General features: G+C 70.4%; 25 protein-coding genes. 18 read left to right on the forward strand and 7 right to left on the reverse strand.

All coding sequences use genetic code 11. The annotated features are described in order from the left end of the window. The first annotated feature begins 9 nt into the window (after positions 1-9). The 8 genes from AU194_RS02015 to AU194_RS02050 are packed head-to-tail and all read left to right on the forward strand — an operon-like array spanning position 10 to position 9,106. Entirely contained in the window at positions 10-1,668 is a 1,659-nt protein-coding gene (locus tag AU194_RS02015; protein WP_059087557.1) for a carbamoyltransferase C-terminal domain-containing protein, read from the forward strand. Then, complete coding sequence (locus tag AU194_RS02020; RefSeq protein ID WP_231743123.1) at positions 1,665-3,170, forward strand: HAD-IIIA family hydrolase; 1,506 nt, start codon at positions 1,665-1,667, stop codon at positions 3,168-3,170. The genes AU194_RS02015 and AU194_RS02020 overlap by 4 nt, the downstream gene beginning before the upstream one ends. Then, a complete protein-coding gene (locus tag AU194_RS02025) occupies positions 3,167-4,186 on the forward strand; it encodes a glycosyltransferase family 9 protein (RefSeq protein ID WP_082698437.1) in 1,020 nt (339 codons plus the stop codon). The genes AU194_RS02020 and AU194_RS02025 overlap by 4 nt, the downstream gene beginning before the upstream one ends. Further along, positions 4,183-4,764, forward strand: coding sequence for an SIS domain-containing protein (locus AU194_RS02030; RefSeq protein ID WP_059087559.1), 582 nt, complete (start codon positions 4,183-4,185; stop codon positions 4,762-4,764). Before AU194_RS02025 ends, AU194_RS02030 begins: the two co-directional genes overlap by 4 nt. Continuing rightward, a complete protein-coding gene (locus tag AU194_RS02035; protein ID WP_059087560.1) occupies positions 4,757-6,163 on the forward strand; it encodes a PfkB family carbohydrate kinase in 1,407 nt (468 codons plus the stop codon). The genes AU194_RS02030 and AU194_RS02035 overlap by 8 nt, the downstream gene beginning before the upstream one ends. 14 nt (positions 6,164-6,177) lie before the next feature. After that, complete coding sequence (locus AU194_RS02040; RefSeq protein ID WP_059087561.1) at positions 6,178-6,879, forward strand: SDR family oxidoreductase; 702 nt, start codon at positions 6,178-6,180, stop codon at positions 6,877-6,879. Next, positions 6,870-7,814 (forward strand): glycosyltransferase family 9 protein, encoded by a 945-nt coding sequence (locus AU194_RS02045; RefSeq protein WP_059087562.1) that lies wholly within the window; start codon positions 6,870-6,872, stop codon positions 7,812-7,814. Before AU194_RS02040 ends, AU194_RS02045 begins: the two co-directional genes overlap by 10 nt. After that, positions 7,811-9,106 (forward strand): UDP-glucose/GDP-mannose dehydrogenase family protein, encoded by a 1,296-nt coding sequence (locus AU194_RS02050; RefSeq protein WP_059087563.1) that lies wholly within the window; start codon positions 7,811-7,813, stop codon positions 9,104-9,106. Before AU194_RS02045 ends, AU194_RS02050 begins: the two co-directional genes overlap by 4 nt. Here AU194_RS02050 and AU194_RS02055 read toward each other — a convergent pair. Next, on the reverse strand, positions 9,100-10,119 hold the full coding sequence (locus AU194_RS02055; protein WP_059087677.1) for a DNA topoisomerase IB: 1,020 nt from the start codon (positions 10,117-10,119) through the stop codon (positions 9,100-9,102). The genes AU194_RS02050 and AU194_RS02055 overlap by 7 nt on opposite strands. Before the next feature lie 278 nt (positions 10,120-10,397). Between AU194_RS02055 and AU194_RS02060 the strand changes: the two genes are divergently transcribed. Together AU194_RS02060 and AU194_RS02065 are read left to right on the forward strand one after the other, a co-directional pair. Further along, complete coding sequence (locus AU194_RS02060) at positions 10,398-10,832, forward strand: ATP-binding protein (RefSeq protein WP_059087564.1); 435 nt, start codon at positions 10,398-10,400, stop codon at positions 10,830-10,832. Beyond that, positions 10,829-11,620: an RNA polymerase sigma factor SigF gene (locus tag AU194_RS02065; protein ID WP_059087565.1), complete on the forward strand. Its 792-nt coding sequence runs from the start codon at positions 10,829-10,831 to the stop codon at positions 11,618-11,620. Before AU194_RS02060 ends, AU194_RS02065 begins: the two co-directional genes overlap by 4 nt. Here AU194_RS02065 and AU194_RS02070 read toward each other — a convergent pair. Continuing rightward, positions 11,591-11,998, reverse strand: a complete 408-nt coding sequence (locus AU194_RS02070; protein ID WP_059087566.1) for an STAS domain-containing protein — start codon at positions 11,996-11,998, stop codon at positions 11,591-11,593. The genes AU194_RS02065 and AU194_RS02070 overlap by 30 nt on opposite strands. A 255-nt stretch (positions 11,999-12,253) precedes the next feature. Here AU194_RS02070 and AU194_RS02075 point away from each other — a divergent pair, with 255 nt between their 5' ends. Further along, the gene (locus AU194_RS02075) at positions 12,254-12,799 is read left to right on the forward strand and encodes an NTP transferase domain-containing protein (protein ID WP_059087567.1); all 546 of its coding nucleotides are present in this window, start codon (positions 12,254-12,256) and stop codon (positions 12,797-12,799) included. A 6-nt stretch (positions 12,800-12,805) separates the two neighbouring features. Here AU194_RS02075 and AU194_RS02080 read toward each other — a convergent pair whose 3' ends face one another. Next, positions 12,806-13,123: a hypothetical protein gene (locus tag AU194_RS02080; protein ID WP_059087568.1), complete on the reverse strand. Its 318-nt coding sequence runs from the start codon at positions 13,121-13,123 to the stop codon at positions 12,806-12,808. Positions 13,124-13,223: 100 nt separating this feature from the next. Here AU194_RS02080 and AU194_RS02085 point away from each other — a divergent pair, with 100 nt between their 5' ends. After that, the gene (locus tag AU194_RS02085; protein ID WP_059087569.1) at positions 13,224-14,048 is read left to right on the forward strand and encodes an alpha/beta fold hydrolase; all 825 of its coding nucleotides are present in this window, start codon (positions 13,224-13,226) and stop codon (positions 14,046-14,048) included. A 3-nt stretch (positions 14,049-14,051) separates the two neighbouring features. Here the strand turns inward: AU194_RS02085 and AU194_RS02090 are convergent, their stop codons facing one another. Continuing rightward, positions 14,052-14,765, reverse strand: a complete 714-nt coding sequence (locus tag AU194_RS02090) for a GntR family transcriptional regulator (RefSeq protein WP_059087570.1) — start codon at positions 14,763-14,765, stop codon at positions 14,052-14,054. Then, positions 14,762-15,292 carry a hypothetical protein gene (locus AU194_RS02095; protein ID WP_059087678.1) on the reverse strand — a complete coding sequence of 177 codons (531 nt, stop codon included), beginning with the start codon at positions 15,290-15,292 and terminating at the stop codon, positions 14,762-14,764. Before AU194_RS02095 ends, AU194_RS02090 begins: the two co-directional genes overlap by 4 nt. Before the next feature lie 110 nt (positions 15,293-15,402). Here AU194_RS02095 and AU194_RS02100 point away from each other — a divergent pair, with 110 nt between their 5' ends. From AU194_RS02100 to AU194_RS02125, 6 genes are all read left to right on the forward strand, one after another. After that, entirely contained in the window at positions 15,403-16,518 is a 1,116-nt protein-coding gene (locus AU194_RS02100) for a TIGR03364 family FAD-dependent oxidoreductase (protein ID WP_059087571.1), read from the forward strand. Positions 16,519-16,606: 88 nt separating this feature from the next. After that, the gene (locus AU194_RS02105) at positions 16,607-17,275 is read left to right on the forward strand and encodes a phosphonatase-like hydrolase (RefSeq protein ID WP_059087572.1); all 669 of its coding nucleotides are present in this window, start codon (positions 16,607-16,609) and stop codon (positions 17,273-17,275) included. Between the two features lie 23 nt (positions 17,276-17,298). Next, positions 17,299-18,261 carry a phosphate/phosphite/phosphonate ABC transporter substrate-binding protein gene (locus AU194_RS02110; RefSeq protein ID WP_059087573.1) on the forward strand — a complete coding sequence of 321 codons (963 nt, stop codon included), beginning with the start codon at positions 17,299-17,301 and terminating at the stop codon, positions 18,259-18,261. Between the two features lie 3 nt (positions 18,262-18,264). Next, the gene (gene phnC, locus AU194_RS02115) at positions 18,265-19,071 is read left to right on the forward strand and encodes a phosphonate ABC transporter ATP-binding protein (RefSeq protein ID WP_059087574.1); all 807 of its coding nucleotides are present in this window, start codon (positions 18,265-18,267) and stop codon (positions 19,069-19,071) included. An 8-nt stretch (positions 19,072-19,079) separates the two neighbouring features. Next, entirely contained in the window at positions 19,080-20,657 is a 1,578-nt protein-coding gene (gene phnE / locus AU194_RS02120) for a phosphonate ABC transporter, permease protein PhnE (protein ID WP_369804016.1), read from the forward strand. Further along, positions 20,633-21,640 carry a zinc-binding dehydrogenase gene (locus tag AU194_RS02125; RefSeq protein ID WP_059087576.1) on the forward strand — a complete coding sequence of 336 codons (1,008 nt, stop codon included), beginning with the start codon at positions 20,633-20,635 and terminating at the stop codon, positions 21,638-21,640. Before phnE ends, AU194_RS02125 begins: the two co-directional genes overlap by 25 nt. Before the next feature lie 790 nt (positions 21,641-22,430). Here the strand turns inward: AU194_RS02125 and AU194_RS02130 are convergent. Both AU194_RS02130 and AU194_RS02135 read right to left on the reverse strand, forming a co-directional pair. After that, complete coding sequence (locus AU194_RS02130) at positions 22,431-24,239, reverse strand: acetyl/propionyl/methylcrotonyl-CoA carboxylase subunit alpha (RefSeq protein ID WP_059087577.1); 1,809 nt, start codon at positions 24,237-24,239, stop codon at positions 22,431-22,433. A 269-nt stretch (positions 24,240-24,508) separates the two neighbouring features. Next, entirely contained in the window at positions 24,509-25,111 is a 603-nt protein-coding gene (locus AU194_RS02135; protein ID WP_059087578.1) for a TetR/AcrR family transcriptional regulator, read from the reverse strand. Between the last annotated feature and the right edge of the window lie 102 nt (positions 25,112-25,213).

Here is a 25,213-nt window from a genome sequence, read left to right on the forward strand (position 1 = left end):
GAGCTACCGATGCGAATTCTCGGCATCAACGCGGTGTTCCACGATCCGGCCGCCGCCCTCGTGGTGGACGGTGAGATCGTGGCGGCCGCCGAGGAGGAACGGTTCTCCCGCCGCAAACACGGTAAGCAGGCGGTGCCGTTCTCGACCTGGGAGATGCCGGTGCAGTCGGCGCGCTGGTGCCTCGAGCAGGCGGGGCTGACGCCTGCCGATCTGGACGCCGTCGGGTACTCCTACGACCCCGCGCTGATGGACGAGTCCACCGAGGGGATGGCCGGGCTCGATCGGGACTGGGAGTACCTGCGCACGCTCTACGCCCAGCGCGCACCGCGGTTCCTGCAGTCCGCGCTGCCCGGACTCGACCCCAGCATCGTCCGGCACGTCCGCCATCACGTGGCACACGCGGCGTCCAGTGCGCTGGCCTCACCGCATCCCGACTGCGCGGTGCTCGTCGTCGACGGACGTGGTGAACGGGCGTCCATGTTGGCAGGGACCTATCGCGATCAGAAGATCGATGTGCTTGCCGTGCAGGAACTTCCGCATTCGCTCGGCTTGTTCTACGAGGAACTGACCGAACACCTGGGCTTCGCCCGCTCCAGCGACGAGTACAAGGTGATGGCGATGGCGTCCTACGGCACGCCGCGGTTCGCCGACCGGCTGCGCGAACTCGTGTACGCGACCGGCGACGGCGGGTTCCGCACCGAACCCGTCGACTGGGAGTCGTTCACACCGAAGCGCCGCGCGGGTGCGGGCAAGGGGGGCCATGCACTCGACCGGCCCGAACCCGAACACGCCGACCTCGCCTGCAGTGTGCAACTCGTGGTCGAGGAGGTGCTGCTCGATCTGGTCGGCTGGCTGCGTGAGCGCACCGACTCCGACAACCTGTGCCTGGCCGGCGGGGTGGCGCTCAACTGCGTGGCCAACTCGAAGATCTTCGCGCGCGGCGGGTTCGACCACGTGTGGGTGCAACCCGCGGCGGGGGATTCCGGCACGGCGCTTGGTGCGGCGCTGTCGCTGGCCGGTGAGGCCGGTGAGCCGATCCGGCCGATGTCGTCGGCCGCGCTGGGTCGCGGGTTCTCCGACGACGAGATCGAGGCGACGCTGCGCGAGGCGGCGGTCCCCTTCGAACGCCCCGACGACTACGCCGCCGCGGTCGGTGACGCGTTGGCCGACGACAACCTGATCGGCTGGTTCCAGGGCAGGGCGGAGTTCGGTCCGCGCGCGCTGGGCAACCGCTCGCTGCTGGCCGATCCGCGCCGGATCGAGAACCTCGAGCGACTCAACACCGTCAAGGGCCGCGAACAGTTCCGGCCGGTGGCGCCGATGGTGCTCGCCGAACGCGCGGCCGAGATCTTCTCCGGCGGACCGATTCCCAGCCGCTACATGCTGTTCGTGCACGAGGTCGCCGAGTCGTGGCGCAGCCGCATCCCCGCGGTCACCCACGTCGACAACACCGCGCGCATCCAGACCGTCGACGACAGTCAGCCAATGCTGCACGCGACGATCAGCCGGTTCGCCGAACGGACCGGCGTGCCGGTCGTGGTCAACACCAGCTTCAACACCGCGGGCCGCCCGATGGTCGACAGTCCACGCGACGCGCTGGAGTGCTTCGGCAGCAGCCCGATCGACGTGCTGGCGATCGGGCCGTTCCTGGTGCGGAGGCCGGTGTGACAGTGCCCAAGACCGCATCGTTCTCGATCGTCGTCCCGACCATCGGCCGGGAGTCGCTGTACCGGTTGCTCGACGCGCTGGCCGCCGAATCGGGGCCCCCGCCGGACGCGGTGATCGTCGTCGACGACCGCCCGCGCGATGCGTCCGCGCTGCACGTGGACGGCACGCTGCCGGTGACGGTGCTGCGCAGCGGCGGGCGCGGTCCCGCGGCGGCGCGCAATGTCGGCTGGCGGGCGACCACCACCCGGTGGGTGTGCTTCGTCGACGACGACGTGGTGCCCCAACCCGGCTGGCTCACCGCACTGGCCGCCGATCTGCGCGGCGCCGACACCGCGGGCGCGGCGGGCACGCAGGCGGTCATCGAGGTGCCCGCGGTCGAGGGGCGCCGCGCCACCGACGACGAGAAGCGCACCCAGCGGCTCGCCGACGCCCGCTGGATCACCGCCGACATGGCCTACCGGCGCGATGTGCTGGTGCAGGTCGGCGGGTTCGACGAGCGGTTCCCCCGGGCGTACCGCGAGGACTCCGACATCGCACTGCGAATCACCCAGTGCGGCAACACGATCGCCCAGGGCGCCAGGCGGTCCACCCACCCGGTCGCCAAGGCCACGCTGATGAGCAGTGTGCGCGCCCAGATCGGTAACCGCGACAACGCGTTGATGCGGCGCAAGTACGGCAGGCGGTGGCGCACCGCGGTCGGTGAGGGGCGGGGTCGGTTACCCGCGCACACCGCGACGACCGCCGCGGCCGCCGTCGCCGCGCTGGGTGCGCTCGCAGGCAGCCGGCGGATGACCGCCTACGGCGCCGTGGCCTGGGCGGGGCTGACACTGGAGTTCGCCACGCGTCGTTTCTTCGCGGGCCCACGCACGCCGGGTGAGGCCGGCCGCATGCTGCTGACCAGCGCCCTGATCCCGCCCGCGGCGGTCTACCACCGGCTGCGCGGGGAGTGGGCGTTCCGCGGTGCGCGCCGTGACCCGCCGCTGGCGGTGCTGCTCGACCGCGACGACACCATCATCGAGGACGACCCCTACCTCAACGATCCGGCCGGGGTGAGACCGTTGCCGGGCGCTGCCGACGCGCTGACCAAGCTGCGGGAGCGCGGCCTCATGCTGGCCGTGGTCACCAACCAGTCCGGCGTCGCGAAGGGGTTGATCTCCACCGAGCAGCTCGAAGCGGTCAACGCCCGCGTCGACGCCGAACTCGGCCCGTTCGACTCGTGGCAGATCTGTGTGCACGACAACGACGACGGCTGCCGCTGCCGCAAACCCGCGCCCGGCATGGTCGAGGCCGCGGCCGAGGCGCTCGGCGTCGACCCGGCGCGCTGCGTGATGATCGGCGACACCGGCGGCGATGTGAACGCCGCCCTGAACGCGCGCGCAGACGCCGTCCTGGTGCCGACGAAACGCACACTGCCGCAGGAGGTCACCGAGGCGCGCCGACGCGCACGGGTCGCCGCGACGCTGACCGACGCGGTGGAGATGGTGCTCAAGGACACCCGATGAGCAAGGCCCTGGTCGCGCGACTCGACAGCGCCGGTGACGTGTTGATCACCGGTCCGGCGGTGCGCGCCGTTGCCGCGGCCCACGACGAGGTGACCTTCCTGGCCGGTCCGCGCGGGCGGGCGTCGGCCGAACTGCTGCCCGGTGTCGACGAGATCGTCGAATGGCAGGCGCCGTGGGTCGATTTCGACTCACCCGAACTGACCGCGGGCCACGTCGACGCGCTGATCAAACAACTGCGCGACATCCGCCCCGACCGTGCGTTCATCTTCACCTCGTTCCACCAGTCGCCGCTGCCGTTGGCGCTCATCCTGCGGATGGCCTCGGTGCCGTGGGTCGGTGCGATCAGCGTGGACTATCCGGGCACGCTGCTCGATCTCCGCCACCACGTCGAGGACGGGCTGCCCGAACCCGAACGCGCCCTGTCGCTGGCCGTGGCGGGCGGCTGCGCGCTGCCCGACGGCGACGACGGGGCGCTGCGGATCCGCCCGCCCGCACCGCTGACCGGTGAACTGGCCGAGATCGCCGCCGCGGCACCGTATGTGGTCTTCCACCCCGGTGCCGCCGTCCCCGCCCGCAGGCCGAGCGCCGACCGCAGCGCCGCCATGGTCGCCGCGCTCGCCGCCGCCGGGCACCGGGTCCTCGTCACCGGCGACGCCGCCGAACGCGACCTCACCGCGGCCGTCGCCGCCGACGTGGCCGTCGACCTCGGCGGCCGCACCGCGCTGCCGACGCTGGCCGCGCTCTACGCAGGCGCCCGCGTGGTGGTGGTGCCCAACACCGGCCCCGCACACCTGGCGGCCGCCGTCGGCGTTCCCGTCGTCTCGCTGTTCGCGCCGGTGGTGCCCGCCTCCCAGTGGGAGCCCTACGGTCGCAGCGTGATCCGGCTCGGCGACCAGGATGCGCCATGCCGGCTCACCCGGGCCCGCACCTGTCCGGTGCCCGGGCATCCGTGCCTGGACGGGATCACCGACCTCGAATTGCTCACCGCGGTCGATCGATTGGGAGGACAACCATGATCGAGACCCACATCTCCGCACTCGCGCAGGCGGTGGATCGCATCGCCGTCGAGGCGCCCCGGCTGACGGGGTGGGGGCGCCACCTCGCCGACGTGCTTCCTGCCGGCGGCCGCCTGCTGGCATGCGGCAACGGGGGCAGTGCCGCCGAGGCGCAGCACCTGACCGCCGAACTGGTCGGCCGGTTCCACGAGGAACGGATGCCGATGTCGGCGATCTCACTGCACGCCGACACGTCCGCACTGACCGCGATCGGCAACGACTACGGCATCGAGGAGATCTTCGCCCGCGGGGTGCGCGCCCACGGCCGCCCCGGCGACGTCCTCATCGCGCTCTCGACCAGCGGCACCAGCCCCAACGTCCTGGCCGCGGTCAAGGCCGGCCACGAACTCGGGCTCACCTCGTGGGCGCTGACGGGTCCGGCACCGAATCCGTTGGCGGCCATGTGCGATGACGCGATCTGCGTGGAGGCGGGCACCACCGCCACCGTCCAGGAGATCCACCTGCTCCTCGTGCACGCGCTGTGCATCGCCCTCGACGACGTGTTGCTCCACACCAGCCAGGAGGCCACCCATGGCTGAACCCCTCGTCATCATCGGTGACTCGATGCTCGACGTCGACGTCGAGGGCAGCGCCACCCGGCTCAGCCCCGAGGCGCCGGTCCCGGTGGTCGACGCCGAACGGGTCTGGCACCGCCCCGGCGGCGCCGGTCTGGCCGCCGTCCTCGCCGCCCGCGTCGACCGGGACGTCGTGCTGGTGACCGCACTGGCCGACGACGCCGACGGGCAGGCACTGACCGCGCTGCTCGAGGAGGCGGGCGTCCACGTCGTGGCGCTGCCGTTGAGCGGGAGCACGGTGTGCAAGACCAGGATCAGGGCGGCCGGCCAGTCGATGCTGCGGCTCGACCACGGTGACGGCACCGCCGCGGGCGCCGAACTGCCCGACGAGGTGGCCACGGTGGTCAACGGGGCGCGCGCGGTGTGCGTGGCCGATTACGGCCGCGGCGTCTCGGCGCATCCGGGGGTGCGGGCGCTGCTCGCCGACGTGGTCGAGCGGGTGCCGGTGGTGTGGGATCCCCACCCGCGGGGCGCCGCCCCGGTGCCCGGCTGCTGGCTGGTCACCCCGAATCAGTCCGAGGCCGAACGCTTCTCCGAACGCGGCGACAGCGATGCGCACTCCGCCGAACGGTTGCGCCAGCGGTGGCGCGCGCAGGCGGTGTGCGTGACCCTCGGCGCCGGGGGAGCGGTGCTCGCCAGCGAGGCGGGCAGCGTGCACATCCCAGTGCCGGTGGCGGCCGGGGTGTCCACCGGCCGCCGCGACACCTGCGGCGCCGGTGACCGGTTCGCCGTCGCCGCGACCCAGGCGTTCGGCGCCGGTGACGACGCATCCGCAGCCGTCGCCGCCGCCGTCGAGGCGGCCAGCCGCTTCGTGGCAACCGGCGGTGCGGTGGGGGTCTCCCGCGCTGTCGCGGTCGGTGGGAACCGCGTCGGCGCAGCCCAATCCAGCGCGCTCACCGGCGACATCACCGACGTGCGCGACCGGTTGCGCCGTCGGGGCGGGACCCTGGTCGCCACCGGCGGCTGCTTCGACCTGCTGCACACCGGACACGTGCGGCTGCTGCACCAGGCCCGGCAACTCGGCGACGCCCTCGTGGTGCTCCTCAACTCCGACGAATCGGTGCGGGCGCTCAAGGGGCCGAGCCGGCCCGTGATGGCCGCCGAGGACCGGGCCCGGGTACTGGCCGCGCTGGCGTGCGTCGACGCGGTGGTGATCTTCGGTGAGTCCTCACCCGAGGCGGCGCTCGAACGCCTGCGGCCCGACATCTGGGTCAAGGGCGGCGACTACACCGAGAACGACCTCCCCGAGGCCGGCGTCGTGCGCAGGCACGGCGGTGAGGTGGTGCTGCTGCCCACCGTCGCCGGCTACTCCTCATCCAATTTGATCGCGGCGGCCAACCAGACGCACGCCGCGCGGTCGTAACCGAAAGGACCTCCATGACCGAACTCGGCAACATCCTCATCACCGGCGGCGCATCCGGACTGGGCGCCGCCACCGTCAAAGCCGTTCGGCAGCACGGCGGCACACCGCTGGTGATCGACGTCAACCCGCTGCCCGCCGATCTCGGCTCCGACATCGCGTTCGTGCAGTGCGACCTCTCCGACACCGGCGCCGTCGACACCGCGGTGCGCGAACTCGCCGACCGGGTCGACGGCCAGGTGCACGGCGTGTTCACCGCCGCGGGCACCGATGCGTGCGGCAAGCTCGCCGACGTCTCGGTCAAGGACTGGGAGCGGGTCATCCACGTCAACCTGCTCGGCACAGCGGCGGTCGTGCGGTCGACGTTGCCCTACCTCAAGGAGACCCACGGCCGCATCGTCACCTGCGCGTCCACGCTGGGCATCAAGGCCGTCAGCGATGCCACCGCCTACTGTGCGTCGAAGTTCGGCGTCATCGGGTTCACCCGCGCGCTGGCCGCCGAACTGGCCGGTGAGGTCGGCGTGACCACCCTGATCCCCGGCGGTATGCACACCGCGTTCTTCGACAACCGCGACGAGCAGTACAAACCGCCGCCGGACGCCAAGCTCAACCAACCCGAGAACGTCGCGGAGACCGTCATCTTCGCGCTCACCCAGCCGGCCGGCTGCGAGGTGCGGGAGTTGGTGGTGGCTGCCTCGACCGAGTCGTCATGGCCCTGACCGAGGTCGACACGATCCTGGTGTTGCGCGCGCTCGGGCTAGGCGATCTGCTCACCGGTGTGCCCGCGCTGCGCGGTCTGCGCCGGGCCCACCCGGAGGCCCACATCGTGCTGGCCACCTCCGAACGGTTTGGTGAGCTGGCCGCGCTCACCGGTGCGGTCGACGCGGTCCATCCGACCGCGGGGCTGGGCCGGCTGCAGGCGCTGCGCACCCCGCCCACACTGGCGGTCAACCTGCACGGCAGCGGGCCGGAGAGCATCGACGATCTGCGCGCCGTGCACCCACGATCCCTCCTCACCCACCGCCACCCCGCATTCCCCGACGTGCCGGGGCCGGCCTGGCCGACCGACGTCCACGAGGTCGACCGCTGGTGCCGGCTGCTCGAATGGGCTCAGATCCCCTGCGACGCAGACGATCTCAGGATCGCGCGACCACCCGGTTTCGCCGACCGGTCCGGGGTCGTCGTCATCCATCCCGGGGCGGCGTTCCCCGCGCGGCGCTGGCCGCCCGACCGGTTCGCCGCCGTCGCCGCCGCGCTGCACGCCGAGGGCCACGAAGTCGTGATCACCGGTGACACAAGCGAACTCGACCTCGCCCGGACGGTGGCCGCCGAGGCGGGGCTGCCCGACCATACGGTGCTCGCGGGCACCCTCGGGCTCCTCGAGCTGATCGCGTTGATCAGCGACTGCCGTCTGCTCGTGTGCGGCGACACCGGCGTCGGGCACATCGCCACCGCGACCGCGGCGCCCTCGGTGCTGCTGTTCGGCCCCACCCCGCCGAGACGGTGGGGTCCGCGGGGGCCGGGACCGCACGTCGTGCTGTGGGCAGGCCGGGCGGGCGATCCGCACGGCGCCGAACCGGACCGGGGCCTGCTGGAGCTCACCGTCTCCGACGTCCTGGACGCCGTGGACACGCTGCGCAGGGAACGGGTGTGAGCGGCGCACGGGTCGCGGTGATCGGCGCCGGCTACGTCGGGCTCACCAGTGCGGTGTGCTTCGCCGAACGCGGCCACGACACGGTGTGCGTCGACGTCGACGAGGCGCGGATCGCGCAGCTGGGCGCCGGTGTCCCGACCATCGACGAACCGGACCTCCCCGAACTCCTCGACCGCGGACTGGCCACCGGCACACTGCGCTTCACCACCCGGTACGCCGATGTCGCCGACCGCGACGTCGTGTTCGTCTGCGTCTCCACCCCGAGTCTGCCCGACGGTTCGGCCGACCTGCGCGCGGTCGACGCCGTCGTGGCCGACCTCGCCGGTGTGCTGCGCCCCGGTGCGGTGGTGGCGCTCAAGTCGACGGTCCCGGTGGGCACCACCCGGCGGGTCGGGGAACGCCTGCGCGCGTGCGGGATCCCCGTCGTGTCGACTCCGGAGTTCCTGCGGGAGAGCCACGCCGTCGGCGACTTCCGCGACCCCGACCGCATCGTGATCGGCGCCGCCGACGCGGCGGCCGCCGACCGTGTCGCCGCGCTGTACCCGCCCGCGCCGGTGCTGCGGATGAGTCCGGAGAGCGCGGAACTGGCCAAGTACGCCAGCAACGCCTTCCTCGCGGTGAAGATCTCGTACGCGAACTCGCTCGCGCAGCTGTGTGCGCAGGCGGGCGCGGACATCGACGACGTCACCCGCTGTATGGGCGCCGACATCCGGATCGGTCCGCACTTCCTGCGGCCCGGCCCCGGCTGGGGCGGCTCCTGCCTGCCCAAGGACACCGCGGCGCTGGTGCACACCGCCCGCGAGCACGGCGTCACCCTGCCCGAGGTCGACTCGGCCAGGGTGACCAACGCCGCGCAGCCGACGCGCATCGCCGAGGCCGTCGACCGCGCCATCGGCATCCCGATCGGCGATGCGCGCGTCACGGTGCTGGGGGTGACGTTCAAGGCCGGCACCGCCGACGTGCGCGATTCGCCCGCGCTGACCGTCTCGGCCGAATTGAGTTCCCGCGGTGCGCAAATCACCGCCTACGATCCGCTACTGGCCCACATCGACACCGAGGTGTTGCGCCGTTCGGGCATCGCGGGCGTCGACGATCCGTACCTGGCCGCCAAGGGGGCCGACGCGATCGTCGTGCTGACCGAGTGGCCGCAGTTCCGCGAACTGGACTGGGCCCGCATCGCCGAGCAGGCACCCGGTGCGGCCGTCGTCGACACCCGCAACCTGCTCGACCCCGCGGTGCTCGCTGAAGCCGGCCTGACCTGCCTCGCCAACGGCAGGGGCGCCGGCTACTGACCCTTGGCGACCTTGCGGATCAGCCGCGCGGTGCCGCGCTCGAGGATCTCCTGCCGTTCGTCGGGACGTCTGGCCCGCTCCGCGCGGCGGGCCGCCGCGGCGATGGTCACCTCGTTCTCGTAGCCGGTGACCACCCGCGGGTCCACATACGACGCCCGCGCCACCGCCGGGGTGTTGCCGAGCGCCTCGGAGACCTCCTTCATCACCGCCGACTCCACCCGCTTGATCACCTTCTTGTCGACAGGCGGGTCGGCGTCGACGAACGCCGCGGCCGCCAGCACGGTGCCGTGCCAGGTGCGCAGATCCTTCACCGAGTAGTCGTCGCCGACGAGCTCCTTGAACCGCACGTTGAGGTCGTCGGAGTGGATCTCGGCCCAGCCGTCGGCGGTGCGGCAGGCCAGCAGGCGGTCGGGCCGGTCCGGGTGCCGCAGCAGCGCCCGCACCGCCTTGACCACCTCGGGATCGTCGATGAGCAGCGTGCGCCGGACACCGCTTTTGGCGGGATAGTCGAACTCGACCGCCTGCCGCTGCAGTGAGACGTGTTCGCACAGCAGCGTGGCGATCCCGAACGAGTTGTTCTCCTCGGCGTACTGCTCGCCGCCCGCGCGGAAGTACCCGAGGTCGAGCAGGTGCAGCGCCAGCGCCAGCACCCGGTTGCGCTTCCACCCGCGGCCACCCAGATCGGCGGCGACCTGCCTGCGCATCTCCGGCAGCGCCGCGGACATCTGCAGCACACGGTCGAATTTCTCCTCGTTGCGCTCCTCCTGCCACCGCTGGTGGTAGAGGTACTGACGCCGGCCCGCGGCGTCGGTGCCGACGGCCTGGATGTGGCCGTTCGGGTAGGGGCAGATCCACACCTTCTTCCACGCCGGCGGAATCACCAGCGCGTTGATGCGCTCGACCGTGCGCGCATCGGTGATGAGCTCACCGTTCTGGTCGTAGTAGGAGAAACCTTTGCCGCGGCGCACGCGGCGCAACCCGGGTCCGGTTACTGTGCTGCGCCGGAGTCGCATCGACACCTACCTGTGATCGCGGTTACGGGTTTGGCGCCGGCGGCGCCTGGGGTATGGGAGGCACACCATGGTGAGCACGAGGTTGACGCGCGCGAGAAAACGGTCACGGCAGGAGCCGTCGCGACAGCGTCGGTGCGACCAACGGAAGCGGTTTCACGCCGGGGTATTACCCGGCGGATCACCGAGTCACACGTACGTACCTGCGACTTCCCCGAGTGCCGATGTCTAGCCGACGAACAGGCTGGGGTAGTCTCGCTTCGATATTGCCGGGAGGTCAGATGGCCGAGGTCGAAACTCAGCACAACGGGCAGGCCAATGCCGACCGTTCGGTGGAGCTGCGTGTGTCAGCGACGCTGGAGAATCTTGCGGTGCTCCGCACGCTCGTCGCCGCGGTGGGCACCTTCGAGGATCTGGACTTCGACGCGGTCTCCGATCTGCGGTTGGCCGTCGACGAGGCGTGCACCCGGCTCATTCGCTCGGCGGTGCCGAAGTCGACACTCGTGGTGGTCGTGCATCCCCGCGACACCGAGGTCGTCGTCGACGCGTCGACCACATGTCAGAACACCGACATCCTGGCGCCGGGCAGCTTCAGCTGGCATGTCCTGAGCTCGCTGACCGACGAGGTGCGCACCTTCTCGAACGGTCGGGGGCCCGAGGACGGGCAGGTATTCGGCATCTCGCTGACGACGAGACGAGCGAGTTCGTTGCGGTGACGCCATCGTCGGCACAGGGTTCGTCGCCACGACAGAACTCTGAGTACTCGGACGTTGCTGCCATGTTCCGGGAGCTTCAGGAGCTCACCCCGGACACGCAGGCGTTCCAGCGCCAGCGCGACCGGATCGTCGAACGCTGTCTGCCGCTGGCGGACCACATCGCGCGCCGCTTCGACGGCCGCGGCGAACCGCGCGACGACCTCGTTCAGGTGGCCCGCGTCGGCCTGGTCAACGCGGTGATCCGCTTCAACGTCGACGCCGGCTCGGACTTCGTGTCGTTCGCGGTGCCCACCATCATGGGTGAGGTCCGCCGCCACTTCCGCGACAACAGCTGGTCGGTGAAGGTGCCGCGCCGGCTCAAGGAACTGCACCTGCGGCTGGGGGCGGCGACCGCCGAGTTGTCCCAGCGGCTGGGCCGGGCGCCGACGGCCAGCGAGCTCGCCGAGGAACTCGGGATGGACCGTGACGAGGTGGTCGAGGGTCTGGTCGCGGGCAGCTCGTACAACACCCTGTCGATCGACAGCGGTGGCAACAGCGGTAACGAGGATGCGCCCGCGATCGCCGACACACTGGGTGACGTCGACCTGGGCCTCGATCAGATCGAGAACCGCGAGGCGCTGCGGCCGCTGCTCGCCGCGCTGCCCGAACGGGAGCGGATGGTGCTGCTGCTGAGGTTCTTCGAGAACCTCACCCAGACGCAGATCGCCGAGCGCGTCGGCATCTCGCAGATGCACGTGTCCCGGCTGCTGGCGAAATCGCTAACTCGCCTCCGCGACCAGTTGCAGTAGCGGTTGCGTCTGCCCGCCGAGCGTGTCGAGCGCGGCGGCCACGGTTTCCGACGTCGGCAGCGTGGCGTCCGGATCGCAGATCTGCAGCAGCCGGCGGACCGCGGCACTGGGGACGAGCGTCCACTCGAGGTCGGCCTCCGCGCACCGGACGTTGAGTGTGTGGAGCGCGGAAAACCCTGCTGTGCTGAAGAATTCGACCTCGATGAGGTCGAGGATCAGACCGCACCCGGCATGGCTCACCGCGAAGTCGGCGAACTGCTGGGCGTTGACGGCGTCGAGTTCCCCGTGTGCGGAGACCACGGTCGCCGACGGCGATCGCGGTGCGGCCTGGAAGCGGGCGGTGTGGCAGATCGCCGATTGGGTGAGCGTCGATGACATCGGTGTGACTCCATCAGTCGAGAGTTTCGTACTGTGGCTCACGTCAGGGAAAGCGGCCCTGCTGTCTCAAAACCGTCGGTGCCAGGGTCGCGGTCGGCCCCGCTCCTACGTCGATGACGTTTGCAGCAGGCTGTGAACTCAACCTGGTTCGGACACTACGCCGACGCGACGGTGATGGACAGCTCACCTGGCTTTTCTTAATGAACGCTTCACCTGCCGTCGTCGCCGCACCGGCCCGGGGTGAGACTGTGGAGTATGTCGGAGAACTGGTCGGCGGCCGGGGTGCTGCTCGCCGCGGGCGCGGGGGTCCGGTTCGGGATGCCCAAAGTGCTTGCGCACGAGGGGGACTGGTTACGCCGCGCGGTCGACGCGTTGGCCGGGGGCGGCTGCGACGACGTAATCGTGGTGCTCGGTGCGGCCGTCGTGGAGGTGCCTGCGCCCGCGCGTGCGGTGATCGCCACCGACTGGCGTGACGGTCTGAGCGCATCGGTGCGGGCGGGCGTCACCGCCGTCGGCGCCGCCGACGCGGTGGCACTGCACATCGTCGACACTCCCGACGTCGGCGCGGACGTGGTGCGCCGCGTGCTCACCGCCGCACGCTCGGCACCGAGCGGTATCGCGCGGGCGAGCTATCACGGCAGACCCGGTCACCCGGTGGTGGTGGCGCGCAGGCACTGGCCTGCGCTGCTGGCATCGCTGTCCGGCGACGACGGCGCGCGGTGGTTCCTGCGCGGCCGTGCCGACGTGGTGGTCGTGGAGTGCGGTGACCTCGCCTCCGGCGTCGACATCGACGAGGCCTGACTGTGCTCAGCCGCCGAGGGCGCAGGCGAATCGGCGCACCGCATCCGTCGCGGCCGTCGCGGCGTCCTCATGGCCGGTGCGGGCACGGGAGGTGATCTCCGCGGTGGCCGGATTCAGCGCGACCTCGGCGAGCATCTCGCCGGTGGTCGGCTCGCACACCGCCCAGGTGTACCGGACGTCACCCGCCCAGTCGCCGGCCGCGCGCGCCACGTAATCGGGACCGTCCTCGCCGAGATCGCGCAGCGCAGGACCGTCGTCCATGAGCGCATCGGCGCGCAGCGCCCGCAGATACCAGGCGCCCGCGTTGATCTCGATCGGTTCCATGGGTGTGCACTGTAGTGATCGCGGGATTAAGTTCCCGGGGTGGCGACGTTGCCGCTCACGCCGCGGACACACCGACGGCCCACCCAGCGAAGGAGTGAGTATGCCCAGCATCACCACCGACGACGGCGTCGAGATCTTCTACAAGGACTGGGGTTCGGGCCGACCGATCGTGTTCAGTCACGGCTGGCCGCTCTCGGCCGACGACTGGGACACCCAGATGTTGTTCTTCCTGCACCAGGGCTACCGGGTGATCGCGCACGACCGGCGCGGGCACGGCCGGTCCACGCAGGTCGCCGACGGACACGACATGGACCACTACGCCGACGATCTGGCGGCGCTGGTGCGCCACCTCGACCTCCGCGACGCCATCCATGTCGGGCACTCCACCGGCGGTGGGGAAGTGGCGCACTATCTGGCCCGGCACGGCGAGGACCGCGCAGCCAAGGCGGTCCTCATCAGCGCGGTGCCGCCGCTCATGGTCCAGACCGAGAGCAACCCGGGCGGCCTGCCCAAGTCGGTGTTCGACGATCTGCAGGCGCAACTCGCGGCCAACCGGTCGGAGTTCTACCGGGCACTGCCGTCGGGGCCGTTCTACGGTTTCAACCGACCCGGCGTCGAACCGTCGGAGGCGATCATCGCGAACTGGTGGCGCCAGGGCATGATGGGCGGCGCCAAGGCGCACTACGACGGCATCGTCGCGTTCTCGCAGACCGACTTCACCGACGACCTGAAGAAGATCACGATCCCCGTGCTAGTGATGCACGGCGACGACGATCAGATCGTGCCGTACGAGGACTCCGGGCCGCTGTCGGCGGAGCTGCTGGCCAACGGCACGCTGAAGACCTACGCCGGCTTCCCGCACGGGATGCCGACCACGCAGGCCGACACCATCAACGCCGATCTGCTGGAGTTCATCCGCTCCTGAGGATCAGCGGTCGACGAGCAACGCCTCGAAGGCCACCCGATCGCCGCGGTACAGCGCGCGCACCAACTCGATCGGGTGGTCGGCGGCGTCGACAGTGCGCCGGTTGAGCATCAGCACCGGCATGGCCGTGGTGGTGCCGAGAAGGGCCGCTTCGCGCGGGGAGGGCAACGCGGTCTCCACCCGTTCGACCGCGGCGGCGAACTCGACACCGGATGCCCGGAGCGCCGCGTAGAGGGAGGTGGTGGGGTCGAACGTGTTCCGCAGCCACCCGAACCGCTGCACCGACAGGAACGTGCTCTCCAGTCCGATGCGGTCACCGTCGGCGAGCAGTATCCGCTCGAGTTGCATCACCTTCGCGCCGCGCCGCACATCGAGTGCGGCCGCGAGTTCGGTGTCCGCGCGCAGATCGTCCCACGACACCAGCACTCGGCCGGGTGTGCGACCCATCCGCACCGCACCCTCGGTGTAGGACTTCAGCGAAAGCGGCTGCACGAGTTTCGGTTTCGCGATGACGGTGCCGCGCCCGCGACGCTCGACCCGACCCTCGATCATTAGTTCGTGCATGGCCTGGCGCACGGTCTCACGCGCGACCCCGAACCGCACCGCGAGGTCTCGTTCGGCCGGAACCGCGTCGCCGACGTCGAGGCCGGTCAGCAGTGCGTCGAGTTCGGTGCGCACCAGATGGGTTTTCGGCGCGCGTGCCTGCTGGGCCGTCATGCGCCGGAGGCTCTGTGCGCGTTGCCGATCCGTTCGGCCAGGGCCACCACGGTCGCCATGTCCAGTCCCCGCGCGCCGGGGTCCTTGGCGGCGTCGTCGTAACGGCGCAACCGCAGTGCGTCGGGCCACCACGGATGGTCGCCCCATCCGTCCTCCACGGCGGCTCCGCCCTGACGCCGCAGCGAGGCGATCGAGACATCGGACAGCCCGTCGGCGTAACCGGCTTCGGTCGCGGCGAGATGGCGTTTGGCGGCGACGTGGGCGCCGGCCAGCCAGCCCACCCGCGCCCCGAACCGCGGCGTGAGCCACTCGCGCGCGAGGCGGTCATGGGCGGCGGACCGCCCGGCCAGGAGCGGGCTGTGCCCGATGTCGTGCAGCGCCGCGGCGAGCACGAGTTCATCGTCCGCGCCGTCGTCGAGGGCGCGTGCCGCCGACTGAAGCGCATGGTCGAGTTCGTCGACGGCCAGTTCGTCCCACACGCCGCGCAGGGATTCGAGAAGGGTGGTGGTCTGTTCCCGGATGGACACGGGCACAGGGTAACAACAGATTGGTCTGTACCAATGCTTCGTTCTCCGTTCACCTTTCGATCACCTTCGGGCCGCGAACCGGTCGCCGGACGTCAGAAAGGTGCGTGCCCATGCGGGTCAACATCATCGGCGGCGGCATCCTCGGCACCACCCATGCCTGGGAAGCCGTCCGCCGGGGTCATCAGGTCGTCCACTTCGAGCGGGAACCGGAAGCGCGCGGCGCGACGGTGCGCAACTTCGGGTTGGTGTGGGTATCCGGGCGCACCGGCGGCGAACTCGACGCCGCACTGCGCGCCCGTGAACTCTGGGAGGAGCTCGGGGCGGCGGTACCCGGTATCGGATTCCGCGCCAACGGGTCGCTGACCCTGTTGCGCACGCCTGCGGAGGTCGCGGTCGCGGAGGAGGTCGCCGCGCGGCCCGACGCCGCGGCCCGGGGTTTCGCCGTCGTCGACGCCGAACAGGCCCGCGCGGTGAACCCGGCGCTGCGAGGAAAGTTCCTTGCCGCGCTGGCGTGTTCGAAAGACGCCACCGTGGAGTCCCGGCAGGCACTGCCCGCGATGCGCGCACATCTGGCCGCGTCGGGAAGGTACACGTTCCTGCCGTCCACCGAGGCGCGCGTCGTGGACGCGCATGGGGTGCGCGACGACCACGGCCGCCGCCACGACGCCGACTGCGTCGTCGTGTGTGCCGGCGCGGCGCACGGCGGGCTGGTCCGCGAACTCGCGGGCGAGCTGCCGGTGCGCCGGGTGCGGCTGCAGATGATGCAGACCGCGCCGCTGGGCGAGCCGCTGACCACCTCGATCGCCGACGGCGACAGCATGCGCTACTACCCGGGTTTCGCCGGTGCGGCGGTCGACACCCTCACCCGCACTCAGCCGCAGGATCCGGTCGCCGAACAGCACCACATGCAGCTGCTCTGCGTACAGCGCGTCCACGGCGGTCTCACCATCGGCGACACCCACGAATACACCGAACCGTTCACCTTCGACGTGTCCGAAGACCCGTACGCCTACCTCGCCGGGCTCGTCGAGGAACTGCTGGGCCGCGCGTTGCCGCCGGTCCGGCGACGGTGGGCAGGGGTCTACAGCCAGTGCGTCGACCCCGGCGAGCTGGTGTGCCGCCGGTCGCCCGACCCCGCCGTGCACGTGGTGACCGGACCCGGTGGCCGCGGGATGACGCTCGGGCCTGCGATCGCCGAGCAGACGGCTGCACTACTCGGCTGGTGATTGGTATAGACCGATCCGACGGCAGCTGTTCACCGGCCGTTTCGATAGGCGGAAGACATTGGACCACAACACATCAGAAAGTGACTGCATGCGTACAGAACTCGTCGTCCTCGACATGGCGGGCACCACGGTTCGCGATGACGGGCTCGTGATCCGCGCCTTCGACGAGGCCGCGACGGCCGTCGGCGTCCCGGAGGACGGCCCCGAACGCGACAACGCCCGCCGCTATGTGTTCGACACCATGGGGCAGTCGAAGATCGAGGTCTTCCGCGCCCTGTTCGGCACCGAGGACCGGGCCCGCGAGGCCAACACCGCCTTCGAGAAGGCCTACGAGCACTACGTCGACGGCGGCGTGCATCCGATCGACGGTGCCGCGGAGGCGATCTCGACGCTGCGCGGCGCCGGCGTCCGGGTGGCACTGTCCACCGGATTCAGTCCGGCCACCCAGCACCGCATCCTCACCGCACTGGGCTGGTCCGCGATCGCCGATCTCGTGCTCGCTCCCGGACCCGGCGTGCGCGGCCGGCCCTACCCAGACCTCGTGCTCACCGCGCTGATGCAGGCCGGCGTCGACGACGTCCGCGGGGTCGCCGTGGTCGGCGACACGTCGAACGACATCGTCAGCGGGCTGCGGGCCGGCGCGGGCCTCGTCGCCGGTGTGCTCACCGGCGCCCACGACGAAGCCGCGCTGCGCGCCGCGGGCGCCACGCACGTCCTCGACTCCGTCGCACAGCTCCCCGAACTCCTGCTCACCTGAAACCTCGAAAAGGATTGCCGACCATGCTCTCTCGCCGTATACCCTTTGCCGTCGGGGCCGCCTGTGCCGCAGGTGCCCTGGTGCTCTCCGGCTGCTCGGGTCCCGAGACCACCTCGAACGACAACGGGTTTCCCGACACGATCACGCTGGCCGCCGTACCCGCCGAGAACTCCGCCGACATGCGCGCCAGTTACGACCCGCTGATCGCCCTGCTGGAGAAGGAGACCGGCGCCAGGATCGAGTTCGTCCAGGCCTCCGATTACGCCGGAGTCGTGGAGGGGATGATCGCCGACAACGTCGACCTCGCATTCTTCGGGCCGTTCGCCTACGTGGTGGCCGGGCTCAACGGCGCCCACCTCACCCCGCTCGGCGCCGTCATCGAGGAGGAGGGCGCCGAACCGGGTTACCAGTCCTACGGTCTGGCGCGCTCCGACAACGCGGCGGTCAACGGTCTCACCGACTTCACAGGCAAGAAGGTCTGTTTCGTCGACCCCGGCTCCACCTCGGGATTCCTGTACCCGACCGCGGGTCTGATCGAGGCCGGCGTGATCGCATCAGGTTCGGAGGCCGACATCTCCAAGGCGATGACACCGATCTACGCGGGCGGGCACGACGCCTCCGCGCTGGCCATCAAGAACGGCGACTGTGACGCAGGCTTCGCGTTCGACAGCATGGTCGACGAAACCATGGTCGAAAAGAGTGATCTCGCGCCCGGCGACCTGAAGACCGTGTGGAAGTCGGAGATGATCGCCGGATCGGTGTTCGCGGCCAACGATTCGCTCGGCGCCGAGACCATCGACAAGCTCGAGACCATCTTCACCGAGAAGGCCAACGGAAACGTGATGGCCGCCGAGGGCTTCTGCGAGGGCGACGGCTGCCTGATCACCGACGAACGCGCCTGGGGTGTGGTGCCGGTCGACGACTCGGCCTACGACGGGGTGCGCAAGGTCTGCGAGGTCACCGGATCCGAGAAGTGCAAGGCCTGACCGGTGGACCCCGACCAGACGGTCGCCGGCGACGACGTGGTCGTCGCCGTGCGCGACGTCAGCAAGCGCTTCGGTGACACGCTCGCCCTCGACGACGTGTCCCTCGACGTGCACCGCAGCGAAATGCTGGTGCTGCTGGGGCTTTCCGGCTCCGGCAAGTCGACCCTGCTGCGGTGCCTCAACGGGCTGCACCCGGTCTCGTCGGGTCAGATCAACGTCGGCGGGACACGGGTGGACACCGCGACGCAGGCCGAGCTGCGGGCGTTGCGCCGCCGGGTCGGTTTCGTCTTCCAGCAGTTCAACCTCGTCGGCAGGCTCAGCTGCCTGGAGAACGTGCTCATCGGCGGTCTCGGCCGGTTGCGCCTGCCGCGCTACGGCGCACTGACCTATCCACGCACCATGCGGGAGACCGCCCTCGGCCATCTCGACCGGGTCGGCCTGGCCGACTTCGCCGACCGGCGCGCCGACACGCTCTCCGGCGGTCAGCAGCAGCGGGTGGCGATCGCGCGCACGCTGATGCAGCGGCCCGCGCTGCTGCTCGCCGACGAACCGGTCGCCTCGCTGGACCCGGAGAACGCCGGGGTGGTCATGGATCTGCTGTTCCGCGTGTGTATCGAGGAGAAGCTCACCGTGGTGTGCACGCTGCATCAGGTGGACCTCGCGCTGGGCTGGGCGCACCGGCTGGTCGGACTGCGCAACGGGCGCAAGGTGCTCGACCGGCCCGCGGTGGGGATGAACCGCGAGGACGTGCTGGGAATCTACCGCCGGGTCGATCCGTCGGACACCGACGTGGCGACCAGGTTGGCGTGAACACCGCACTGGCGCAACAGGATCGGGACGCCGAGCCGACGCGGCGGTTGCCGGCGCCCGGGCCGGTGCAGTGGGTGGCGATCGGCGCGGTGCTCGCGACGCTGGCCGGTGCGTGGTACATCGGCTTCGCACCCGCCGCGTTGTTCGACGGGCTCGACGAGGTCGCGCGGCTGATCGGACGGATGTTGCCGCCCCGCCTCGACGACCCCGGCCGCATCGGTGGGCTCGCGGTCGAAACGCTGCTGATGGCCGTGCTCGGCACGGTGCTCGCCGCGATCGCGTCGGCGCCGCTGGCGTTCCTGGCCGCCCGCAACACCACCCCGCACCCCGTCGTGCACACCGTCGCCCGGGCGGTCATCACGTTCTGCCGCGCGATGCCGGACCTGCTGTTCGCGGTGCTGTTCGTCCGCGCGCTGGGCATCGGTGTGCTGCCGGGCATCCTGGCGCTTGCCCTGCATTCGATCGGGATGCTGGGCAAGCTGTTCGCCGACGCGATCGAACAGAGCGATCCCGGTCCGCGCGAAGCGGTCCGCAGCACCGGCGCCGGCTACGTGCGTGAGATGGTCAATGCCGTTCTACCGCAAGTCGTTCCGGCGTGGATCGGGGCGTTCGTCTACCGCATCGACATCAACCTGCGGATGTCGGTGGTGCTCGGCTTCGTCGGGGCGGGCGGGATCGGTTTCGCACTGCAGGACGCATTGCGCGGTCTGGTGTACCCCCGGGCGCTGGGCATCGTGCTGGTCATCCTCGCGATCATCGCCGCGATGGAGGTGGTCGCGGTCGGGGTGCGGCGGGTGCTGCTCACCCCGTCGGCGTCGAATCCGCGCCGCGACCGTGCCGCGCGGATGGCGATGAGCGGTGTGCTCGCCGGCGCCACCGTCGCCGCCCTCGTCGTGCTCGAGATCGACCCGTGGGAGCTGGTGACCTGGATCGGTCCGTCGCTCGAGGTGTTCGCCCGCATGGTGCCGCCGGACTTCGGTGCGGTGGGCACGGACCTGATCGACGCGGCGGTGCAGACCGTCGCCATCGGCGTGGTGGCGACGGCGATCGGTGTCGTGCTGTCGATCCCGGTGGGTCTGCTGGCGGCACGCAACGTCACCCCGCACCCGTGGTGCTACTGGCCCGCCCGCGCGTGGATCGTGGTGATCCGCGCGGTGCCGGAGCTGATCCTGGCGGTGGTCTTCGTCGCCGCGCTCGGCCTCGGCCCGGTCGCGGGTACGTGCGCGCTGGCGCTCGGATCCATCGGCTTCCTGGCCAAACTGGTCGCCGACGCCGTCGAGGAGATCGACCCCGGCCCGATGGAGGCCGTGCGGTCGGTCGGCGGCGGTTGGTGGAAGACGCTGTTCGCCGCGGTCGTCCCGCAGTCGATGCCCGCCATGGTCGGGTCGAGCCTCTACCTGCTCGACGTCAACATCCGCACGTCCACGATCCTCGGCATCGTCGGGGCGGGTGGCATCGGATATCTGCTGTTCGAGTCGATCCGCACACTGAACTTCGACGTGGCGGGCGCGATCGTGCTGGTGGTGTTCGTCGTGGTCTACGCGATCGAGAGGTTGTCCGGGTGGATCCGCGCACGCCTGGTGTGAGCCGCGCCGCTGTCTGGACGGGTCGCGGTGTCGAGATTCGCGAGGTGCGGATGCCGGCCGACGACAGCCTGCTGGTGCGGGTCCGGCTGGCGACCGTGTGCGGCAGTGATCTGCACACCGTCGCGGGCCGGCGGACCGGACCGTGCCCCAGCGTGCTGGGACACGAGGCCGTCGGCGAGGTCGTGGTGGCCGATCCGCGGCGAGGCCTGGATGCAGGCGATCGGGTGGTGTGGTCGGTGACCGCCGCGTGCGGACGCTGCGGACGCTGCCTGGCGGGCCGCACGGCCAAGTGTGTGGCGGTGCGGAAGGTGGGCCACGAACCGTTCGAGGGGGACTGGCCGCTGTCCGGCGCCTACAGCGAGTACATCGCGTTACCCGCCGGGGTCACGGTCGTGCGGGTGCCCGACGGCCTCGACGACCGGATCGCCGCACCCGCGGCATGTGCCACCGCGACGGTGCTGGCGACCCTCGAGGCCGCGGGTGTGGTCGCGGGCCGGCGGGTGTTGATCTGCGGCGCCGGGATGCTCGGTGTCACCGCGGCCGCCGCGTGCGCCGATGCGGGCGCACACGTGCTGAGCACCGATCGCGATCCCGAGCGGCTGCGGCTGGCGGCGATGTTCGGTGCCGAACCGGACGCCGGGGGACCGGTGGACGTCGCCATCGACTACACCGGCGCTCCGGAGATGGTCGAAGCCGCCGCCGAGCGGTTGGACATCGGGGGAGTGCTGGTCATGGCGGGTTCGGTGATGCCGAGCAGGTCGGTGTCGTTCGACCCGGAACGCGTGGTGCGCAACTGGTGGACGGTCACCGGGGTGCACAACTACGAACCGCGGCACCTCCAGCGGGCGGTCGGGTTCCTGGACCGGACCCGGGACAAGTACCCGTGGCGGGTGGTGGTGTCCGATCCGGTGGCGCTCGAGGACATCGGCGCCGTGTTGGGCCCTACCGGTCCCGGAGTCCTGCGGGCGTCGGTGGCGCCGTGACGTTGCGGCGCCCCGCTCCTCCGGCGATCGCCGGAGAAGCGGGACCGCTCCCCCTTCGATGGTGAGGCGTTTGTCCCTTTTCTGCCTCGTCACCTGGTGCCTGACGACGGAGCGCCGCCGCCAATGACCATCCCTGCCTGGCCCTTGCGGACACGTAGCAAACTGTACCTGAGGGAAACCTTAGAGGCAATCGAGAGGATTGGTCGTTAACTTGGCGCGCCCCGCTGACGTTGAGGCAAATTCGGGACGGCCCTGTTGTTGTTCGCTGCGGCGACGCGATGTGGTGGGTATTCCCGGTTCCGGGCAAAAGATCACGCGTTGCTCGCCGCGCGAATTGTGCGCTTTCGCATATCGCTCACCGGGCTGCGGCGCCGTTCGCCGGAGCGTCGCGTCGGCACTCGAAAACCGCTGACAACAAGCGTTTTCGATGGGCGCCCACGTTGCCGATTCGGTGCCGTCGGTAACGCCCGCGTGCGGAGGTGTGAGCATGGTGCGCGCCGATGGTCCGGTTCGGCAACGAACCGACCCGACCAATTCGGGGCACCGGTCGGTAGTCCGACTCACCTTTGCCTGTGTAAAGAGCGCATTACATAACCAACCCTCAGTAATTGCGCGAAGGACGGGCGCGGAGGGTGCCCCAAGCTGTGCGTGTCTCAAGATCACAGCAAAATCCGAAAACCAAAGTCGCCCTCGCGGCGCCCCGTAAAACCGCTCTGACCTGCGAAAAAACCGGCGCAGTCCGTCGGCTCGTGGCCGAACGGACTGCGCCGGGAAGGGGTTGTCGGGGCGGTTACTCGCCCTCGCTCTTGATTTCTGCCAAAACCGTGCCCTGGGTGACGGCGGCGCCGGGCTCGACGGCGAGTCCGGTGATCGTGCCGTCCTTGTGCGCGGTCACCGGGTTCTCCATCTTCATCGCCTCGAGCACCACGACCAGATCACCCGCGGAGACCTGCTGGCCCTCCTCGACAGCGACCTTGACGACCGTGCCCTGCATGGGCGCGGTGACCGAATCGCCGGACGCGGCCGCGCCGCCCTGCGCACCACGCTTACGCGGCTTGGGCTTCTTGCGCACGACACCCGGGGCGGCGGCGCCGCCGCCGTTGCCGAGCACCAGGTCACCGGGCAGCGACACCTCGAGGCGACGGCCACCGACCTCGACCACGACCTTCTGACGGGGGATGGTGTCCTCCTCGTCGATGGGGTCGCCGCCGGTGAACGGTTCGATGGTGTTGTTCCACTCGGTCTCGATCCAGCGGGTGTGGACCGTGAAGCCGTTCTCGTCGCCGATGAACGCCGGGTCGGACACCACCGCGCGGTGGAAGGGGATGACGGTGGCCAGGCCCTCGACGTTGAACTCCGCCAGCGCCCGGCGTGAGCGCTCCAGGGCCTCCTCGCGGGTGGCGCCGGTGACGATCAGCTTGGCGAGCATCGAGTCGAACTGACCGCCGATCACCGAACCGGACTCCACACCCGAATCCAGGCGCACGCCGGGGCCGGTGGGCGGTTCGAACTTCGTCACGGGGCCGGGGGCGGGCAGGAAGCCGCGGCCGGCGTCCTCACCGTTGATCCGGAACTCGATCGAGTGACCGCGCGGGGTCGGGTCCTCGGTGATGGCGAGCGCTTCGCCGTTGGCGATGCGGAACTGCTGGCGCACCAGGTCGATGCCCGAGGTCTCCTCGGTCACCGGGTGCTCGACCTGCAGACGGGTGTTCACCTCGAGGAAGCTGATCAGCCCGTCCTGGCCCACCAGGTACTCCACGGTGCCTGCGCCGTAGTAGCCGGCCTCCTTGCAGATGCGCTTGGCGGACTCGTGGATCTCCTTGCGCTGGGCGTCGGTCAGGAACGGCGCCGGGGCCTCCTCGACCAGTTTCTGGAACCGGCGCTGCAGCGAGCAGTCACGGGTACCGGCGACCACGACGTTGCCGTGCTGGTCGGCGATCACCTGCGCCTCGACGTGGCGCGGCTTGTCCAGGTAGCGCTCGACGAAGCACTCGCCACGGCCGAACGCCGCGACGGCCTCACGCACGGCCGAGTCGTACAGCTCGGGGATCTCCTCGATGGTGCGGGCGACCTTCATACCGCGGCCGCCGCCGCCGAACGCGGCCTTGATCGCCACCGGCACGCCGTACTCCTTGGCGAAGGCCACGACCTCGTCGGCGTCCTTGACCGGATCCGACGTGCCGGGCACCAGCGGCGCCTGGGCGCGGGCGGCGATGTGGCGGGCGGTGACCTTGTCACCGAGATCGCGGATCGACTGCGGGCTGGGCCCGATCCAGATCAGCCCGGCGTCGATCACGGCCTGGGCGAAGTCGGCGTTCTCGGAGAGGAAGCCGTAGCCGGGGTGGATCGCGTTGGCGCCGGACTTCTCGGCGGCGTCGAGGAGCTTCTCGAACACCAGGTAGGACTCCGCCGAGGTCTGCCCGCCCAGTGCGAACGCCTCGTCGGCCAACCGCACGTGGGGTGCGTCGGCGTCGGGTTCGGCGTAGACGGCCACGCTCTGCAGCCCGGCGTCCTTGGCGGCCCGGATGACCCGGACCGCAATCTCCCCACGGTTGGCGACAAGCACCTTGGAGATCTTCGAGCTGGCGTGACTGGCCACTTCGCCTCCTGCTGATATGCCTTTCGGGCACGTACTTAAGAACGTCTTGAGAATCTAATGGGCGAGTTTAAGCGGCGTGCCTGTGGCGCTTGGTAGGCGGTATCGGTTACTCGCGGGTAAGTTCGTCGATCGGCCGCGAACGATTGGTGCGCGGTGACCCCGTCACCCGCCCATAGGGTTGGCGATGACGCGGTTCGGCGGTGTGGCACCTTCCCGGGTGGTGATCTCGCCGAGCCGGTGAGCCGCGCGTTCTCCAGGAGCCGTTGAGGTCAGGGTGTGGTAGGCGCCGGTTGGGGCAGCGGATGCGCGCCATCGGGGCGTAGACCGTCGAAGATGATCGCCAGGTAGCGCTGCCAGAGCAGCGGCGATGGGGCCGCGAGGTTTTCGACGATGTGAATGGGTGCGCACATCATGAGAAAGACGTCGGCCTCGGTGATGTCGGCACGAATTGCGCCCGCGGTGCGTGCGCGATCCACCAGGATTTCAAGGTTCGTGTGCAGTGCGTCAAGCGCCTCGGTCACCCTGGGGTCGCCGTCACTTGCCGACTGCAGGAAGGTCAGATCGTGCCGCTGGCGCTGGTCGGCGGCGATGGTGAGGAACTCCAACAGCGCTGCGCCCGCGTCCGGCGAATCGGCCAGCCGCCGCGCGGCGTCCGCGAGCACCGCGATATGCCCGGAGACGATGGCGGCGATCAGATCTTCCTTCGTCGAAAAGTGTGCGAACACCGTGCCTTTCGCGACCCCGGCTCGGCGGGCGATATCGGCCACTGATGCGGCGAGGCCCCGCTCGGCGAATTCATCCTCGGCCGCGGCCAACACCAAGGTGCGATTTCGCGTTGCATCCGCGCGCGCCGGTCGGCTCCTGGTGCTCATGGCTCCGAGGCTATCAAGTTGACCGATTGGTCATGTTGTGCCAGCCTTGCAAGTCGAACTTGACCGAACGGTCATCTTCGCTGTGGTGCACGAGAGGAGAAG

The organism is Mycobacterium sp. GA-2829 (genome assembly GCF_001499965.1).
GTDB lineage: Bacteria > Actinomycetota > Actinomycetes > Mycobacteriales > Mycobacteriaceae > Mycobacterium.